The 17226-nt window shown below is 43.3% G+C and carries 14 protein-coding genes; 13 read left to right on the top strand and 1 reads right to left on the bottom strand.

The window, feature by feature from the left end:
- The 4 genes from CHH67_RS26330 to CHH67_RS21775 all read left to right on the top strand — a co-directional run.
- On the top strand, nt 1-615 hold a 615-nt coding region (locus tag CHH67_RS26330; RefSeq protein ID WP_179292193.1), incomplete at its 5' end, for a hypothetical protein.
- Between the two features lie 522 nt (nt 616-1137).
- Nucleotides 1138-2427, top strand: coding sequence for an RES domain-containing protein (locus tag CHH67_RS21785; RefSeq protein ID WP_095267476.1), 1290 nt, complete (start codon nt 1138-1140; stop codon nt 2425-2427).
- Between the two features lie 40 nt (nt 2428-2467).
- On the top strand, nt 2468-2830 hold the full coding sequence (locus tag CHH67_RS21780) for a PrgI family protein (RefSeq protein WP_036623479.1): 363 nt from the start codon (nt 2468-2470) through the stop codon (nt 2828-2830).
- Entirely contained in the window at nt 2823-5153 is a 2331-nt protein-coding gene (locus tag CHH67_RS21775; RefSeq protein ID WP_095267475.1) for a VirB4-like conjugal transfer ATPase, CD1110 family, read from the top strand. The genes CHH67_RS21780 and CHH67_RS21775 overlap by 8 nt, the downstream gene beginning before the upstream one ends.
- A 69-nt stretch (nt 5154-5222) precedes the next feature.
- Here CHH67_RS21775 and CHH67_RS21770 read toward each other — a convergent pair whose 3' ends face one another.
- On the bottom strand, nt 5223-5759 hold the full coding sequence (locus tag CHH67_RS21770; RefSeq protein ID WP_095267474.1) for an RNA polymerase sigma factor: 537 nt from the start codon (nt 5757-5759) through the stop codon (nt 5223-5225).
- A 727-nt stretch (nt 5760-6486) separates the two neighbouring features.
- Here CHH67_RS21770 and CHH67_RS21765 point away from each other — a divergent pair.
- The 9 genes from CHH67_RS21765 to CHH67_RS21725 all read left to right on the top strand — a co-directional run bounded on the left by CHH67_RS21765 (nt 6487) and on the right by CHH67_RS21725 (nt 17203).
- The gene (locus CHH67_RS21765; protein ID WP_244908295.1) at nt 6487-6933 is read left to right on the top strand and encodes an RNA polymerase sigma factor; all 447 of its coding nucleotides are present in this window, start codon (nt 6487-6489) and stop codon (nt 6931-6933) included.
- Between the two features lie 121 nt (nt 6934-7054).
- Nucleotides 7055-7462 carry a DUF6075 family protein gene (locus tag CHH67_RS21760; RefSeq protein ID WP_095267473.1) on the top strand — a complete coding sequence of 136 codons (408 nt, stop codon included), beginning with the start codon at nt 7055-7057 and terminating at the stop codon, nt 7460-7462.
- A gap of 25 nt (nt 7463-7487) precedes the next feature.
- Nucleotides 7488-9674 carry an NlpC/P60 family protein gene (locus CHH67_RS26590; protein WP_218832070.1) on the top strand — a complete coding sequence of 729 codons (2187 nt, stop codon included), beginning with the start codon at nt 7488-7490 and terminating at the stop codon, nt 9672-9674.
- A gap of 572 nt (nt 9675-10246) precedes the next feature.
- Complete coding sequence (locus tag CHH67_RS21750; protein WP_095267472.1) at nt 10247-11527, top strand: alcohol acetyltransferase; 1281 nt, start codon at nt 10247-10249, stop codon at nt 11525-11527.
- Nucleotides 11524-12210 (top strand): DUF6320 domain-containing protein, encoded by a 687-nt coding sequence (locus CHH67_RS26900; protein WP_095267471.1) that lies wholly within the window; start codon nt 11524-11526, stop codon nt 12208-12210. Before CHH67_RS21750 ends, CHH67_RS26900 begins: the two co-directional genes overlap by 4 nt.
- A 90-nt stretch (nt 12211-12300) precedes the next feature.
- A complete protein-coding gene (locus tag CHH67_RS21740; protein ID WP_341036260.1) occupies nt 12301-12879 on the top strand; it encodes a TetR/AcrR family transcriptional regulator in 579 nt (192 codons plus the stop codon).
- Nucleotides 12880-12983: 104 nt separating this feature from the next.
- On the top strand, nt 12984-14561 hold the full coding sequence (locus tag CHH67_RS21735; RefSeq protein WP_095267469.1) for an MFS transporter: 1578 nt from the start codon (nt 12984-12986) through the stop codon (nt 14559-14561).
- A 27-nt stretch (nt 14562-14588) separates the two neighbouring features.
- Entirely contained in the window at nt 14589-15794 is a 1206-nt protein-coding gene (locus CHH67_RS21730) for a cytochrome P450 family protein (RefSeq protein ID WP_425320451.1), read from the top strand.
- A gap of 851 nt (nt 15795-16645) precedes the next feature.
- On the top strand, nt 16646-17203 hold the full coding sequence (locus tag CHH67_RS21725) for a class I SAM-dependent methyltransferase (RefSeq protein WP_095267468.1): 558 nt from the start codon (nt 16646-16648) through the stop codon (nt 17201-17203).
- Nucleotides 17204-17226 lie beyond the last annotated feature (23 nt).

Genomic DNA, 17226 nt, shown 5'->3' with positions numbered 1-17226 from the left:
CCTATTAGTGATGATGTGTACAATGAGTTATTGGAGTATTGTAATGAATGCATTAATAACCCTAAGTCCGATTTATTGAAAACAACTGGATATAATAAGGCATTCACTGATTATGTTTCTGCGATTATAACTAAACTTGTTATGTATGCTGGTTTGAAGATAAAAAGTATTAAAGCCCTAGTTCGTAGCGATATAAATGAAATTGTAAACACACTTAATATAAATAATTATCGTATTCACCTACCTGACGAATTATCTAGCCAAATTAGAAATTATCTAGTGATCCGAGATTCAATTGCGGGTAATGACCCCAAAGGAGCATTATTTATAACTAATCAAGGTAAAGAATTAACTTCGAATGCATCAATGTTTGAAGTTCTTAGTGCAATTTTACAATCAAGAGAAGCTGAAAGTGTTGCGAAATTTGTCATCATGCAACAGATTAAGACGGGCATACCATTAGGACAAATAAAGAAGTTAACAGGCTTTTCGTATATAACATGCCTACACTGTGCTGAGTTGGTAGAGCAAGAGAATGAAAGAACTGATAAGAACAGTATTAATAGGCTTTTGGATTCAAGACTTAGAAGCCTTCCTCTTTATGACAAGTTGTAAGTAATTCGAGGAAGTCAAGGTACTTCACCTAACACAACATTATGCGAACCATTTCTTGACCCTTCAAAAATGCCGGAATCCCTTGTACCATAAGGCTTTTCGCCATACCACTACTTCGCTTTTCTCGCTTCGAATTCGCATAACTTTGATTTTGTCAGCCAAGATATACGAACCAGGCGCTAATGGGTTATACGCAGAAAAAGATATACGCACCTGATTTTTACGTGATATACGAAGCTGATAAATAGAGCATACCTCGTGTTAAATCCTCAGTCAAGTTCAAGCAAGATGTTACGAGATCCTCTGTGCCGCCATGGAGACACGACTGTGTATTTTATAGACACTGTTACGACGAAAAAAGTAGAGTGGGTAGTTCGGGGGGGACCCGCACCAGATTCGTCGAATTATCGGTGCGATCTCAAAGACAAGAATGAGGCGGAATAAAAGGATTTTGATCAGATATGTCGAATTATGAAAAATAATGAACCGTGTTAAATTTTACTAAATGGGCGAGTGGAAGATATGAACGAGTGCTCCGTCATTTGCAGGAGTTGTTTTGACGATCTAATTGAAGTCATTAATAGGCTAAATATAAAAGTAGGTATTAACAGAAGACCTCGAACCATAAGAGAGAAAGAAAAAACTAAATATAATTGTTTACTGTGTAATTTAAAGCTTAAAGCTTACGTTGAGTATTACTCTGAAGAGTATTTTGAAGAGAAGATAATACCCATCTTCGTGTTAATTGGAGGCGAACTTTCAAAAAAAATTTATGGGTGTTTTAAATGTGTCGGCGCGCAACTTGATTATGATGTTTATCGTTGGAATAAAGATGAAGAAGACCCAAGTAATTTTATTGAGAACAACGCAGGACAAACTGTTGAAAGCTTTTTGTGGGAGAAAGGAATAGACGATAAGTTCCATAAGCTAATACTTAAACATCTACGTTGTCAAACTTGCCACTACGGTGAAGATCCAATTGATTACTCCCATAATCCCGATGGAGGTACTTTTGAATCTTATGATCAAGTTTATGATGAACATGAAACAAATTCGGTATTTGGATTAGATGACTTTGACTTTATTGAGTTTTCTCAGTTTGCCCAAAAATATAATATTGATCTTAGTTGGCAGGAACTCCATGAGTTTAAACAGCATCTTTTGAAATATCCTCTTCTGGCATATAAGCATGAAACGGGAAAAAAAGTCTATGATCTTCTACAAAAACATTATGAAAAGAGAGACTATATAGAATTAAGAAGTGGGACTCAGCTTTTTAGAGGAAGGGCACGAAAAAAAGATAGGAAACATGTATTTGGAGAAGATGAAATCTGGAATCCGCCTGAGGGGTTGCCTCAGCACGGACGTTATAATGCTGTTGGCATATCCGTTTTATATCTGAGTAATCGAATGAAAGCCATCCCGTATGAAATTCATCCGTTAAACGATGAAAATATTGACATTGCTCTTTTTAAAACGAGAAAAAAATTGAAGTTGTTTAACATCGGGTTGTTTGATCATAGTTTCCAGGGTTTTTTTAATGAGATAAACGAAGAGAGTAAGCCCTTAAAAAAGGCTTATCTACTAACCAATTATATTGGTAATTGTTGTGCTGAAATTGGATTTCATGGTGTGGCTTATCAAGGTGTAAGCGATAGAAAATATACAAACTATGCATTGTTTAATTTTGAAAAGAACAATGAAATACGAATTGTTGAAGTTGTCAGTTTTGAAGTGGAAATTATATATAACCTGAAGACAGAAGCTAAAAGTACAAAAGATATAGGGAATGAAGATTCCTTTCTGTTCTAACACGTATATCAAATTTTAAAGGCTAAGGGAGGGATGACATGTGGAAGTGAAAATCAACCGGGAGATCCGGGAATATACGGAAAGCATCTTTTTTGGACTGTCCTTGCGACAGTTCTTTTTTTCTGTTTTGGCCGTAGGTGTGGCGATAGCGCTGTACTTTATGCTGCGCAGTCGTTTCGGCATCGAGACACTCAGTTGGGTATGCGTCTTGGGTGCGGCCCCATTCGCCGCCCTGGGCTTTATCCGGTACCACGGTATGAATGCCGAGCAATTGCTATGGGCGTATATCAAATCGGAATTTTTAATGCCGCGGCGCTTGGTCTTCCACTCGACGAACACGTATGCGGCGGCGTTAAGCAAGACCATAGAGCAGTATGAAAAAGGAATGAAACGCCATGATTAAGACGTTAAGTCGTATCATCAAGCAGGATAAGGAACGGTTTGTCATACCGAAAGGCGTACAACAAGTGATCCCGATTCGCTCAATTTGGGCGGACGGGATTTTTTTAGTTGGCAATAAGTTTTCCAAGACGTATCGATTCGAGGACATCAATTATTCCGTCGCCTCCCGCGAAGATAAGGAAGCGATGTTCCTGTCGTATTCCGAATTGCTCAATTCCTTTGACAGCGGGGCGACAACGAAAATCACCATTCATAACCGGAGGCTGAATCGAGCGGATTTTGAAAGCTCGGTCTTCATTCCGCTGCAGCAAGATGAACTGGACGAATATCGACAAGAGTATAATCAGATGCTGCTGGAAAAATCCGTTGGGGCCAACGGTACGATTCAAGAGAAGTATATAACGATATCCATTGCCAAACCCAATATCGAAGAAGCCCGGCATTATTTTTCTCGAGTTGGGACCGATCTGATCGCCCATTTTTCCCGTCTCGGCTCCAAATGTACGGAACTGGACGCCACTGAGCGGTTGCGTATTTTTCACCATTTCTTCCGCCAGGGAGAGGAAACGGACTTTCGTTTCGACTTATCGGAAACGATGCGCAAAGGACATGATTTCAAAGATTATATTTGTCCGGATACGTTTGAGTTTGAAAAGGATCATTTTCGGATGGGGAAGCTTTATGGCCGGGTCATCTTCCTGCGTGAGTATGCCAGCTATATCAAGGACAGCATGATATCCGAGCTTTGCGACCTGCACCGCAACTTATTTCTGTCCCTTGACATCATTCCGATACCAACGGATGAGGCGGTTCGCGAAATCGAAAACCGTTTGTTGGGCGTGGAAACGAACATTACAAACTGGCAGCGGCGGCAAAACAATAACAACAACTTCTCCGCTGTTATCCCATATGACATGGAGCAGCAGCGAAAAGAGAGCAAGGAATTTCTGGATGACCTAACGACTCGCGACCAACGCATGCTGTTTGGCTTATTGACGATGGTGCATGTGGCCGAAAGCAAGGAGCAGCTCGACAACGATACCGAAGCGATATTGACGACAGCCCGCAAACATTTGTGTCAGTTCTCGCCCCTTACGTACCAGCAGATGGACGGTCTGAATACCGTGTTGCCTTATGGTTTACGGAAAGTACATGCCTTGAGAACGTTGACGACAGAAAGCACAGCGGTGTTTATCCCGTTTCGGGCGCAGGAAATCATGCATGAAGGCGGTATTTACTACGGACAAAACGTCATCAGTAAAAATATGCTCATTGCCAATCGCAAGCAGTTGCTCAATGGAAACAGCTTTATTTTGGGGGTATCGGGCTCCGGAAAAAGCTTTACGGCAAAAAGAGAAATCGTCAATCAAATACTGGCCAGTGGTGATGACATTATTCTGATTGACCCGGAACGTGAATATTCCGCCTTGGTAGAAGCACTGAGAGGCGAGACGATTCATATCTCGGCCACGTCACCCAATCATATCAATGCGATGGATATAAACCGGCAATACGGTGACGGAGCAAATCCGATCATTTTAAAATCCGAATTTGTTCTTTCGTTATGCGAGCAACTCATTGGCGGTTATCAGTTGGGAGCGAAGGAAAAGTCGATTATCGACCGTTGCACGGCCAGTGTGTATCGAAAATATCTGCAAAGCAATTACAAAGGGCAACCGCCTACCTTACAGGATTTTCGAGCGGAACTGCTCAAGCAATCCGAGCCGGAGGCGCAGGACATCGCGCTGGCGATTGAACTGTTTACCGCTGGCAGTTTGAATACGTTCGCCCAGCCGACTAACGTCAACGTTCATAACCGGCTGATCTGCTATGATATTTTGGATTTGGGCAAGCAACTGTTGCCGATTGGCATGCTGGTTGTATTGGACAGCATTCTGAACCGGATTACACAAAATCGCGCCAAGGGGAAAAACACGTTTATCTTCATCGATGAAATTTATCTGCTTTTCCAACACGAGTACAGCGCCAACTTTTTGTTCACGTTATGGAAACGTGTCCGAAAGTATGGCGCTTTTTGTACGGGGATTACGCAAAACGTGGATGATTTGTTGCAAAGTCATACGGCCCGAACGATGCTGGCCAATAGCGAATTTATCGTGATGCTGAATCAGGCCAGTACGGATCGCAAGGAGTTGGCGGAACTGCTTAATATTTCGGATCTCCAGCTTTCTTATATTACAAACGTCGATGCCGGGAATGGGCTGTTAAAGGTCGGCAGTTCTCTCGTGCCATTTACAGATAGCTTTCCAAGGCATACAAAACTTTACCGTTTGATGACCACGAAGCCGGGAGAATCACTGTAAACCCTTGGCAAGCGGCTGATGGGATGCTTCATCAGCTGCTTGCCGATCATATCTATTTGGAATCACGAGCTATGTACCAATGTTCTCATACACAATGACTTTGATTTTTTTCTTTAGTCTGTAGATTCGACTGGTCACAGCCGTCTGAGACAAGTGGTACTTGCTGGCTAATTGAGTGATGGTTAATTGGCGCTGGAAGTAATCGGTATATAACTGATGCTCACGCGGATCAAGCTGACTTAATACGTACTCCACCAAGGACTCAATGTCAACCGTGGCGAGAAAGGCTTCATCCAAATCGTAGCTCACGGCTGTCAATCGTTCGGCCAGATTTCCGTGAAGGATGATCTCATACTTTCTTTTGGTGTACTGTTTTCGGAATGTGGAGTTGACCTGATTTCGAGATGTTCGATAGAGCCAGCCTTCAATGTTCGGGTGTGATTTCAATTTGGCAGCTTGCTTGCCAGCGTGCAGAAATGTAATTTGCGTACAATCTTCTGCCAGATCGGCAGGGTGTCCTTTGAGCAGCCTTCTGCAATAAGTATAGATTTTCTCAAAGTATCTGCGAAAAATGTCTTCCAAGAATTCCTGATTACCTTTGTACATCCTTTCATCCTCCTTCCTTGATTAAGAGTGACCAGGGCTTCTTATCAATCGACACGTTTTGATCCCTTGTCAAACCTCTTTTTTTCATCCCCTCCTCTACTGAGATATGAGACTCAGGAAATATGTCCTGATTATCAATATCTTACCATTCCAATAGACCTTTACTCTACAGATGGCAATAGGGATGTAGGTGTGAATTGTGACATTTTGAATGAAATTTGGAGATAGAACGTGATTTTTGGCATTTCAGGCGATATGAAGAGTGAGGGTATATTTTACTATTCTAGTACTCGATTACAAGACTATTTAAATTACTCTAGTTCTACGACTGTCGGGTTAATCTGTTTTCCATTGAGAGGAGTTGTTTCATTATCGGTCTTTCAAAATACGGATGGTAGCACCTAATCTGCATACATAACTGAACAACAGGGCTTGCTTCTCATCATGGTGTTGCCATGAGAGCGGGAGTTGATATTGTTGGTTAATATCAAGTCGCGTGCAGCTCGTGCTGCCAGAGAACAGGCCCTAACTGAATTCGCTATCAGGCTCATTGAAGATGTGCCGCTGACGCGTTTGCCATGCTTGCAGAATGGTGTTACACGTTCAGTGGATCAAAGTTCGAACCCTTCGTGTGTACTTTCGAAGGGTCTTTTTTGTTTTTCTTTATTACGCATCAAGTTTAAAGGCGGCACAGGCTGCCGTTCACCTCCTCCTTGTTTTGGTTTGCTTGGCAATCAAAACAAGGGAGAGGGATGAGAAAAAAATCAATCTTCGCGACATGTATCCTTTCTATCAAACGGATTTCTGGGTTGAGGTGGATGAGGAAATCGTACAGGAGATGCGACGTTTTGAGTTGCTTGAAAGCGCTTATAAATTACGTGCTTATCGTCATCGGGCATATTATTCTCTGGATCGGAACGATGGCATCGAAAACGATATTCTGTTTCCTTCTCGGTCAACTGAAACGGAGTATGAAGAGATGGCCTTTCGAAGAGAGCTTTACGCAGCGATGTGTCGATTACCGAAAAAGTCGTTTCGACGTATTTACGCACATTATTTTTTAGGGATGAGTAAGGTCGCTATCGCTCGTGTAGAGCAGGTGGATGAAAAGGCTGTACGCAAGTCCATCGAAAGCGGGCTGAAGAAGTTGAAGCAAATTCTCGGGAATAAGTGATTTTGAATCATAGGGTCCGATTTTATTCCCAAAATGAAAGGGCTATTAGAGGGTGATGTTCAAGGCGACGATTGGCGGTTATATGACTAATCGTCGCCACTATGAAAGGAGTGCTAGAGTTATGTTTCCCGGTATGTTTTGTGATGTGGAACACGAAAAGTTTTACAGTGATATGCTGAGCCGTTTTCATCGCCAAGATGCCTATCATCGTGCGTTGTTTTACACGTTAGGCTTGACGCGAGAAACGAGGACGCATGTTCAGGACTTGTTTGACTTTTCAAACGACAGCATCCGACCGAAAGGTTTAAAGGCCTTCTGGCAAACAGGTACTTCCCTTCGAGCAAGCCGCTTGGCCTTTAATCTGTGGAACGGATGGGCAGAAGAACAGCAGGAACGGGATTCCACGCCGCACGAGTTGTTTGATTGTCGTTATGCGCCTTATTTCTTTGAGGCGATTCGCTTGCGTTATCCGGAATATTGCAGGAGTCACGACCGGGTTCCCCAACGAATGAACGGTCCAACCCGCTAGTGGATATGCCAGGAGGGCAACCTTGATGAAGGACATAAAGACAAGGACACGTGTGAAAACCATAAAAAAGCTGGATCGATTCTCCAACTTGATGGCAAAAGCAAAGCCTGTAGATTTGCGTTCTAAACATAGGTCATCTAATCGTCATGAATCGGAATCTACAGGTTCCTCTGTGGTACACGCGCAAAACCAATCCGTGAGGGCGGCAAAAACCACGCTGCGCAAGGGGATGCGCATCAGTGCAGGTGTGAGCAAAGGAGCAATTCGTCTTCTTTGGAAAAAACGGGAGCGCTTGATAGGGACGGAGAAAGAGAAAGAAACCATGCCTCAGCAATCGGGGGAAACGTCAAGCGGTCGGCGTTCAGGTAAGCAAAGCGGCATTCAAGCAAGCAAACGTTCGGTTGTTTCTGATAAACAGCAAACGCTGTCCGCTCATTCAACAGGTGTCATACAAGGAAGAGATAATCGTCAGGCTATACATTCATCTTCCCAAACCAAGCGACCATTGCGTTTGCGGAAGCCTGTTGGCGGGAAATATCCTTTGTTTTCCATGACAGTGACAGGAAAACAGCGGCATATTCATCAAATGGTACGGGCCAGGATTGTTAGTCGGAGACTAGCTCAACAACCCCAGGCTCAAGCTAAAAGTGAAACACAGTTAAACCCGATGTCAAAACCTGTCGAGAAGCGTGTCACGACCACGAACACCCTATTCAAGACTACCGTGCGTTCTCGTGACAAACGTTCGAGTCTACAACCCCGTGAAATGACAATCGGGAGGAAACGAATTCCCGCCCCCGTTTGTTCTTCCGCTCATAAGCTGGTGAAGCCGCATGCAGGTGTATCCAGGCGTGCCAAAACGGGCGGTAAAGTCACCAAGGTGCTTTCCCATTCAGTAAAGCCGATTCATCAGTCTAACCAAGAAAAAGGACAGGTCCATAATCCAACAGATAGGATGAAACATAAAGCCAGGGAAGCGCAAAGAGCAGCCTTTCGATTGATGACCATGCACCGTTCAAAGCAGCGGCTGCAAGCTGTTGCCAGATGGAACATTCGCATGATTCGTGTAGCGGCCAAAATGACTGCGGTACTCGCCAAAGGCATGATCGCTCTTTTAGGTGTTAGCGGTACGGTGATCATCTTGCTATGCATCATGATGGCTGTTGCTGCGGTTGTATCATCTCCTTTTGGCATCTTTGTCTCCAGTGATAATACGGATAGCGATGTATTACCGCTTTCTGACATCGTACAAGACATGGACAACGAATTTGCTGTCCGACTGGAGGACATACGTCGGGATGCAGGCTCAGTGGATCGTGTAGAAATCCATTATCTCGGAAGCGCTGATAATACTCGCATCGATAACTGGATGGACGTCATCGCGGTCTTTGCGGTTCGTACCGTAATGGACAGCGAAAACGGCATGGACGTAGCCACACTGGACGCCACTCGGGTGGATGTGATTCGCTCCGTCTTTTGGGACATGAATGAACTGGACTCTTACGTGGAAACGATTGAACACAGGGAAACGATTACGGTGGAACATGAAGATGGGAGCACGAGTGAGGAAACGATTACCTGGTATGAGTCGGTGTTGCACATTACAGTTGCCAGTCACACTGCTGGGCAGCAGGCCGACATCTACGACTTTGCAATCGAACAAAGAGAGATCATGCATGAAATGTTGTCGGCGGAGTTCCGACCGCTTATGTTCGCGCTTCTCGGTAAAGATATGGATGTAGGGTTAACGCCTGAGCAGCTTGAAATCGTTTATCACGATCTGCCGGAAGGGGAATGGGGCGGTGAAGCTGTCCGCTTGGCATTGACTCGCTTGGGCGATCCATACAGTCAAGTTTTGGCCGGGCAAGACCGCTATACAGATTGCAGTTATCTTGTTCAATGGGTGTACCGGCAGTTGAGCATTCAGTTGCCGCGGACGGCGGCTGAACAAGCCAGACATTGTGTCGATAACGGGTGGACAATCCGTTTTGAAGATTTGGCTCCGGGCGATTTGGTCTTTTGGAGCTATGCCAGCAATGGTCGGTTTATGGACATTACCCATGTTGGCATCTATGCCGGAAACGGCAAGGTCGTCGATGCTTCATCCACTCGCGGACAAGTGGTTTACCGGAATTTGTTTGACGCCGATCAGCAGGTGCTGTATGGGCGGCCGTTTCAAATGAAAGAATTGGGATATTCATTCAGTAGATGAACAGCAATGGAACCGAATTCAAGAAGGATTGAAAAATGAATACTTAACACTTTTGGAATCTATTGACGCTATTGATTGGAATGAACAATCTGTCACAGCAGTAGCTACTTTGGCCCATTCAGCATACCATCTCGGACTCTTCGCCAAATGTTAAATGTGATTAAGGCGTAGCTTTGACATAAAGTTCTATAATTAACCGAGTATCGGTGCAAGGAAAGGCAGTCGGGCGCTTATCCGAATTCATTTGATTTGGTTCACAATGATTATGTACCGTCTCGCTTCTTTTCACAAAATGACATCGAAAAAGCATATCGAATTCAGCAAATCGATCAGTCTTTTTCCCAACGTTGTAGCGAATTCAGTGAGGGACAAAGTGGAGTATGAAGAGGTTGCATCAACGACATTTGATTCAATGGTCACAGATTTTTTTGAGCCTTAATTCTGGTCAAATCGGTTCGAAAAAATATTGAGCTTGCAAATAAAAGTATGCCGCTTTATAATAATTTAAAACGAGGAAACTATTAAGGTTTTTTTAGTTTTCAAATTCAAGTCGCGTATAAGGAGACAGATTAATGGAGGATTGGAGTAAACTTGATCACGCAGGTAAGCTGTTTCCAGCAGTAGCCGGGAAAGAAAATTCTTCTACCTATCGATTGTCGATGATTCTTACTAGCCCGATCGACCCTGAGCTACTGCAAAAGGCCTTGGACAAAGTGATTTCTAGATTTCCGAATTTGAATGTAGAACTTCAAAACGGTTTGTTCTGGAAATTTCTTCGCCAGAAAGAATCGAGGCTCATAGTCGAGCAAGAAACGAACTATCCTTGTGCGCCAGTGAATCTGTCAGAACAATATGGAAGCTTAGTACGGGTGCTGTATTACAAAAACAAGATCAGCATTGAAGTTTTTCATGCTATAACGGATGGTGGGGGGGCACTTGAATTTCTCAAAACATTAGTATTCCAGTATTTATATACAAGTGGTGTTCAGATAGATGACAGGGAAGGGGTAATTCTTCCTCCTGATTCATTTGCTCGCTATGCTGAAGCGCAGGATAGCTTTAGAGCTTACTACACGAATAGTCAATCACACTTGAAAGACGAGGTATCAAATGCACTGAAAATTCCGGGCACACGCTTCATGCCTTACGGACATAATGTCGTGCACGGTTTTATTCACGCTAACCAGTTAAATGCAGCAGCAAAGATACAAGGAGTAACTGTTACAGCTTACCTGACGGCCATTCTGATCATGGCGGTTCATGCCGCTACTATGACTATTAACAGCGAGAGCCAACAGTCAATTGTAATCAGCCTACCCGTCAATTTGAGGAAATTATTCCCTTCAATCAGTTTGCGAAATTTTTTTACTGTAATCAACATTGAAATATATATGAAGCAAGAACTGACATTTGAACAAGTGCTTGAAGCGGTAAGTGAGCAAATGAAGAAAAAAACAAAGAAACCGTATTTATATGAGACGATAGCAAACAGTATGAAATATGAGAAAAACTGGTTGTCTAGGTTTGTACCACTCAAGTTAAAAAACCTAGCCATGCGGTATGGTTTTGATAGGTACAGTGAGGCTGTCAAGACGATGACGCTTACGAATTTAGGCAGAATCAGTATTCCGTCCAGTATGACACAATATGTTGAAGCGATGGAGACGACGATGTATCCAACCTCTAAAACTCCAATAAATTGTGCCGTGTGCTCAGTCAATGAAACACTCACAATAACCTTTGCACGCAATATTTTAGAAAGTGATGTTATAATGCATTTTTTTCGACTGCTTAGCGGTCTAAGCGGACTGGAGTTGAAGATTGTCAGCAATGATTGGGGGATGGAAACATGAAGTGTGAAAGCTGTGGCGTTATCGTAGATCCTTCGCATGCTACATGCCCATTGTGTCGAAGGAAATTTGGCAGAGAGACTGCTGGAATCTCTACTTTAACTAATCAATTGTACCCATTCTATTTGATGTCGGATAGGCAACATAAGAAGTCTAGCGAGAACATATCCAAGTGGCTCTCTTTTATCGTGGTATCCGTCATTAGCGTTCTTCTTATTGTTAACATACTGAGTTCTAGGGAGAACATGTGGAGTTTGTATCTATTACCTTGTTTGCTGTATATATGGCTTTCCATTAGGCATACCATTGTAGGGTCCGCCCATCTCGGCCGTAAAATCCTAGTCCAGTTGTTTGGGCTGTCGATTATGCTGTTGTGGATCGATGTGGTGGGGGGTTCGCATTACTGGTCGACAGAGTATGTGATTCCATTTGTACTGATAGCGGCAACACTGCTTGTTACTCTCATTTGTTGTACGGGAAGGTCAAAATGGCGAGGGCTTATAGGTTGCTTACTGAACCTGCATTTCCTAAGTTTTGTTCCGTTGCTGTTATATTTATTAGAATTGTCACAAGTTTTGTGGACTGCCGTTGCGGCCGCCTTGCATTCGTTGATAACATTTGGCGGCATGCTGCTACTCGCAGATAACAGCTTTCGCGAAGAAATTAAGCTAAAATTTCATGTTTGATGGATCAGGAGGCGGTGGCTGCATTGCAAAAATATAATACAAGACTATATAATAAATCGAAACTGATAAAACCATTATTGGCTCTTTAGTATCGAAGGAGGCGTAACAATCAAACATCGTATTATTGAGGCATTCGCTGAAGAATTGAAGGAAAGTGGCATAAAGTTAACCATGGATGATTTGGCCCGCAGACTAGGAATTAGTAAAAGGACGCTCTACGAGCATTTTTCATCCAAGGCGGAGATATTAGATGCATTAATTGAAGAGACCTTTTCCGAAGTGGACAATATAACGGAGCAAATATTGAATAATTCTAATTTAACGCTTGTCGAGAAGATCAAAGGCGTTATAAATGCCTTGCCAACGCATAAAGAGCTTTACGATCGAGTCCTATTAGAGCAAATCAAGCGATCTTATCCAGAACAGTGGAGCAAGGTCTCAAAAGTTTTTACGGAGGACTGGAACGAACTGCAAGCCTTAATCGAGCAAGGGATACACGAAGGAGTCATCATTAACAAAAATGCCACATTAATTGTAAAGTTGATAAGAGAAGCGATCCAATCCGTGCATGATCAAAGATTCTACATGCAAAACAATATTTCCACTACAGAAGCTGTCATGCAAATTACGGATATTATCTTGTTCGGGCTGATCTCCAAGGAAAAATAAAGAAGGGTACTTCCACGCCTTTCTTTTTTTGTCGAAACTATAAAAACAATAATAGTTTTTTTGGTTAAAAGTGACTTAAAGTAATTATAGAGGAGGGGAACGCTATGGACAAAATTGAAAACAGAACGACAGGTGAACAGAAAAGGACGGGGGAGGCTGCGGCTATAGAAGCTCCGGCTAAAGCCGGGGCCAGGGAGTGGCTCGGATTAGGCGTACTTGCGCTGCCAACCTTGCTCATGTCTATGGATATTAGCGTACTTTATCTGGCGCTTCCGCATTTGGCGGCAGATCTTGCTCCGAGCAGCACGCAAATGCTGTGGATGGTGGATATCTATGGCTTCACACTGGCTGGCTTCCTCATTATCATGGGAAAACTGGCTGACCGCATTGGACGCAGAAAGCTGCTTATGATCGGTGCAGCTACATTCGGTGTGGCTTCCGTGCTTGTTGCCTATTCGAGCAGTGCGGAAATGCTGATCGCAACCCGTGCACTGCTGGGCATCGCAGGTGCAACCTTGATGCCTTCCACATTATCCTTATTAAGAAATATGTTCCTGGACCCTCAGCAGCGCAGTAGTGCGATTGGCGTATGGATGATGTGCCTAGTGGCGGGGAGTGTGCTTGGTCCGGTCGTCGGGGGATTGATGCTGGAATGGTTCTGGTGGGGCTCTGTTTTTCTACTGGGCGTACCCGTGATGCTGTTGCTGCTTGTTACTGCTCCGTCCTTGCTGCCTGAATATCGGGAGCCGACAAACGAACGTCTGGATTTGCTTAGCGCGATCATGTCCCTGGCAGCCATCCTGTGCGTGGTTTATGGTATTAAGAGTATGGCCAAAGAAGGGCTCGATGTGTTGTCCATCTTGATCATAGCCGCCGGTTTGCTCATTGGGTGGGGGTTTGTGTATCGACAAAATGATGTGAAGGATCCTTTAGTGGATATTAGGCTGTTTCGCCTTCCTGTTTTTAGCGGCGCGCTGTGCATGATGCTGCTTGGCTTGCTTACCATAAGCGGCCTTAATTTTTATATTGCCCAATATTTGCAGCTTGTGCAGCATCTGTCCCCGTTTATGGCAGGGCTTTGGCTGATCCCGTCAGCAGGGGGAATTATTATGGGCTCAGTGGCAGCCCCGTGGTTTGTCCGTCGCTTTCCCCCAGCTTATGTGATCGGGACGGGTCTATTCATCTCCTGTACAGGCTTGGCTGCCATTACCCAGGTAGAGGCTGCTTCAGCTTTGTCTGTCCTGGTTGTTGGCAGTGTGGTCTTTTCGATAGGCATAGCGCCGTTAACGGTGCTGGGGACCGACCTCATTATCGGAGCAGCCCCGCCGGAAAAAGCCGGATCTGCCTCCGCGATATCGGAAACAAGTGCCGAATTGGGAGCAGCATTAGGAATTACCATAATGGGAAGTATTGCAACAGCGGTTTATGATCGCCAAATAAGCCGTTCGCTGCCCGAGGAACTTCCCGTTTCCGCAGTACAGGCTGTAAAGGACTCTCTCCCAAGCGCTGTGGAGGCGAGCGCAGCCTTGCCCGCAGAGCTGGCAGCAGAGGTAGTCGGATTGGCGCGCGAGGCATTCACAGTGGGCTTGAATACGATTGCTGCCACTAGTGCCGTGCTTGCTTTACTAGTGGCTGGGTTAACCGTTTTTCTGCTGCGTAACGTATCCGCCAGAACTGAATGATGTATCCAAAAAAACATTAGGAAAGGATTGAGTATTTTGAGTTCCAGAAATAAAGATTTATTTTCTTTTGAGTTTAGCCAAGATCCCTACCCAACATTTAAAAACCTACGTGAAAATGAGCCTATTCACCTCGCTAAGATGAATAATGGTCAATACACATGGGTTGTTACCAAGTATGAAGATGCAGTAGCAATATTAAAGGATCCTCGTTTTACAAAGAACTTCAATTATTTCGCTACTGAAGACAAGCAGGACAAGGGGTCAGCAAATCTTTTAGTACAAAATATGTTATTTTCTGATCCTCCCGATCATACGCGTCTACGCGGCTTGGTCCATCAGGCTTTTACACCGCGTATGATTGAAAGTTTACGGGGGCGTATTGAGGAAATCACACATGAGTTACTCGATGCAGTTCAAAATAAAGGTTACATGAATTTAATCAATGACTTTGCATTTCCATTGCCCATTATTGTTATATGTGAACTGCTTGGTGTACCAAGCAAAGATCGAAATGAATTTCGTAAATGGTCTAATACACTTGTTGATCCACCCCAAGAACCAGAACGAATAGAAGAATTACAAACTCATTTGGAGGAATTCGTTGCATACTTGCAGCAGTGGTTTGAGCAATGTCGGGAAAACCCTCAGAATGATTTAATTAGTAAACTAATTCAAGCTGAGGAAGATGGTGATCGTCTAAAAGAAGAAGAGCTGTATGGAATTGTCTCGCTTTTAATTATCGCAGGACATGAAACGACCGTTAATCTGATCACTAATGGAGTCTATGCTTTATTAACACATCCCGATCAAAAGGTAAGGTTGCAAAATGAACCAAATTTAATAAAGTCAGCCCTTGAGGAAATTCTACGCTATAATGGGCCTGTTCAATTCAGCACAAACCGATGGGCTACTGAAACAATTAGATTAGGAGATAAAACAATTCATGAAGGAGATCAAGTCCTTGTTGCTTTAAATTCTGCGAATCATGATCCTGAGCAATTTCAAGATCCCGAAGTTTTTGATATCACTCGTGGACAAAATAAACATCTTGCATTCGGTAAAGGCATTCACTACTGTCTTGGGGCTCCTTTAGCGAGATTAGAAGGAGAAATTGCCATTACAGCATTGTTGAAACGAATGCCAGAAATACGGCTAGCTACAGAAGTAGAGAATTTGAAGTGGAAACCTGGAATGCTGATGCGTGGTCTAGAAGAATTACCTGTTTTGTTTTAGCTTTAAATTACAGAGCGATGACTACTATACCCGAGAGCGGACAATCTATTTGAAACTTGGCCCGTTTGATAACATCTTATCGGCGCTGCAGTTCACAGGCTGCAGCGTTTATTGTAACATACAAATTTTACAGAATGCTCTTGTTTTCAGTTAACGATACACCTGTTCGATTATGCAAGTTGGATTCCTCACAATCTCTCGAAACACTTGAGTCTGCGTAGAGGTCATCAGCCCGCAATATCCTCGCTTACCGAGGAACAAGTGTGATTCCATGATTCAAACAACCAGATCAACCTACATTTACCTGCTACAATTACATAGTACATAATTTTTGAGCATTGTTGCCGTTATTCATTACAAGCGTATGAAAATTGGAGGTATTAGTAGTGGGATATGGACAGAAGTAGCCTTTCCTGAATCAGTCTCCGCCACCGCCATCAGATCTGCTGTCGGTATCATGATCTATATGATTTTTTCTCCAACTGAATAAAGATAATCTTTTCAAGGAAAATAAGGGAATGGTCTGTCCTGATGTGATCATATTGAGTATGAAAATGACATTTGTAGTATGCTGATCCGATTGTTTTAAGCTTTGATTTTAAAGCTCTTTCGTTGTGTCAATCATATAATAAACCCTAAGATTGAATGAATTTTTTAAGTAAAGTGAAGAAGACATGGTGTGAAGTATTCTAGAACTTGACCATTAAACAGCATTAATGAACACCTCTCGACAGGGGTGGGAATGTTATTGACGAAGTGCTTTCTTACCTTCAGAATTTATTCAGAAAATCCCTTAATATTTCTTTAAGTGTATTCGCTATGATCATCCTTAAAGACAAGGAGGGATTTCGATGGAATATAAAGAAGCATTGTTATTTGTTCAGACATTTGTGCAATCTCCCAAATTAATAGGAAGCATTGTGCCAAGTTCAAGCTTTTTAGGGCAAAAGATGGCGAATAGCGTTCCGTGGAAGGAAATTCATTATGCTGCAGAGCTGGGTGCGGGTACCGGTGCGATTACGAAGTATCTTTCGCAAATCCAACTGCGGGAACTGGTCTTATTTGAACAGGACGAGCGGCTTCGAGACAATTTGGCTAAAGCGTATCCGGATTTCAGATGCTATCCCAATGCGCTTCAAATGAAGGCAATGCTTCAGCAGTCAGGGATCGGTGCATTGGATTGCATATGGAGCGGACTTCCCTTTTTTAATTTTTCCAAATCCGTCCGAGAGACGCTTTTAGAGCAAATTTCAACTTGTCTTAAACCCGGCGGCTGGTTTGTTGCTTTTCAGTACTCGCTTCAGATGAAAAAAGAGTTAAGTGAAAAGTTCAATCTGCAGCAGATTAAGTTTATCCCTTTAAATATACCGCCAGCATTTTTGTATGTGTGCAGAAAGAAATTCAACTGATGTTGAAGGAAGAGTCGAAAGGA

This window comes from Paenibacillus campinasensis, assembly GCF_002272015.1.
GTDB classification, from domain to species: Bacteria; Bacillota; Bacilli; order Paenibacillales; family Paenibacillaceae; genus Paenibacillus_AQ; species Paenibacillus_AQ campinasensis.
Note: the sequence above shows the minus strand (reverse complement) of the source record. Positions and strands in the feature narration are given on the sequence as shown.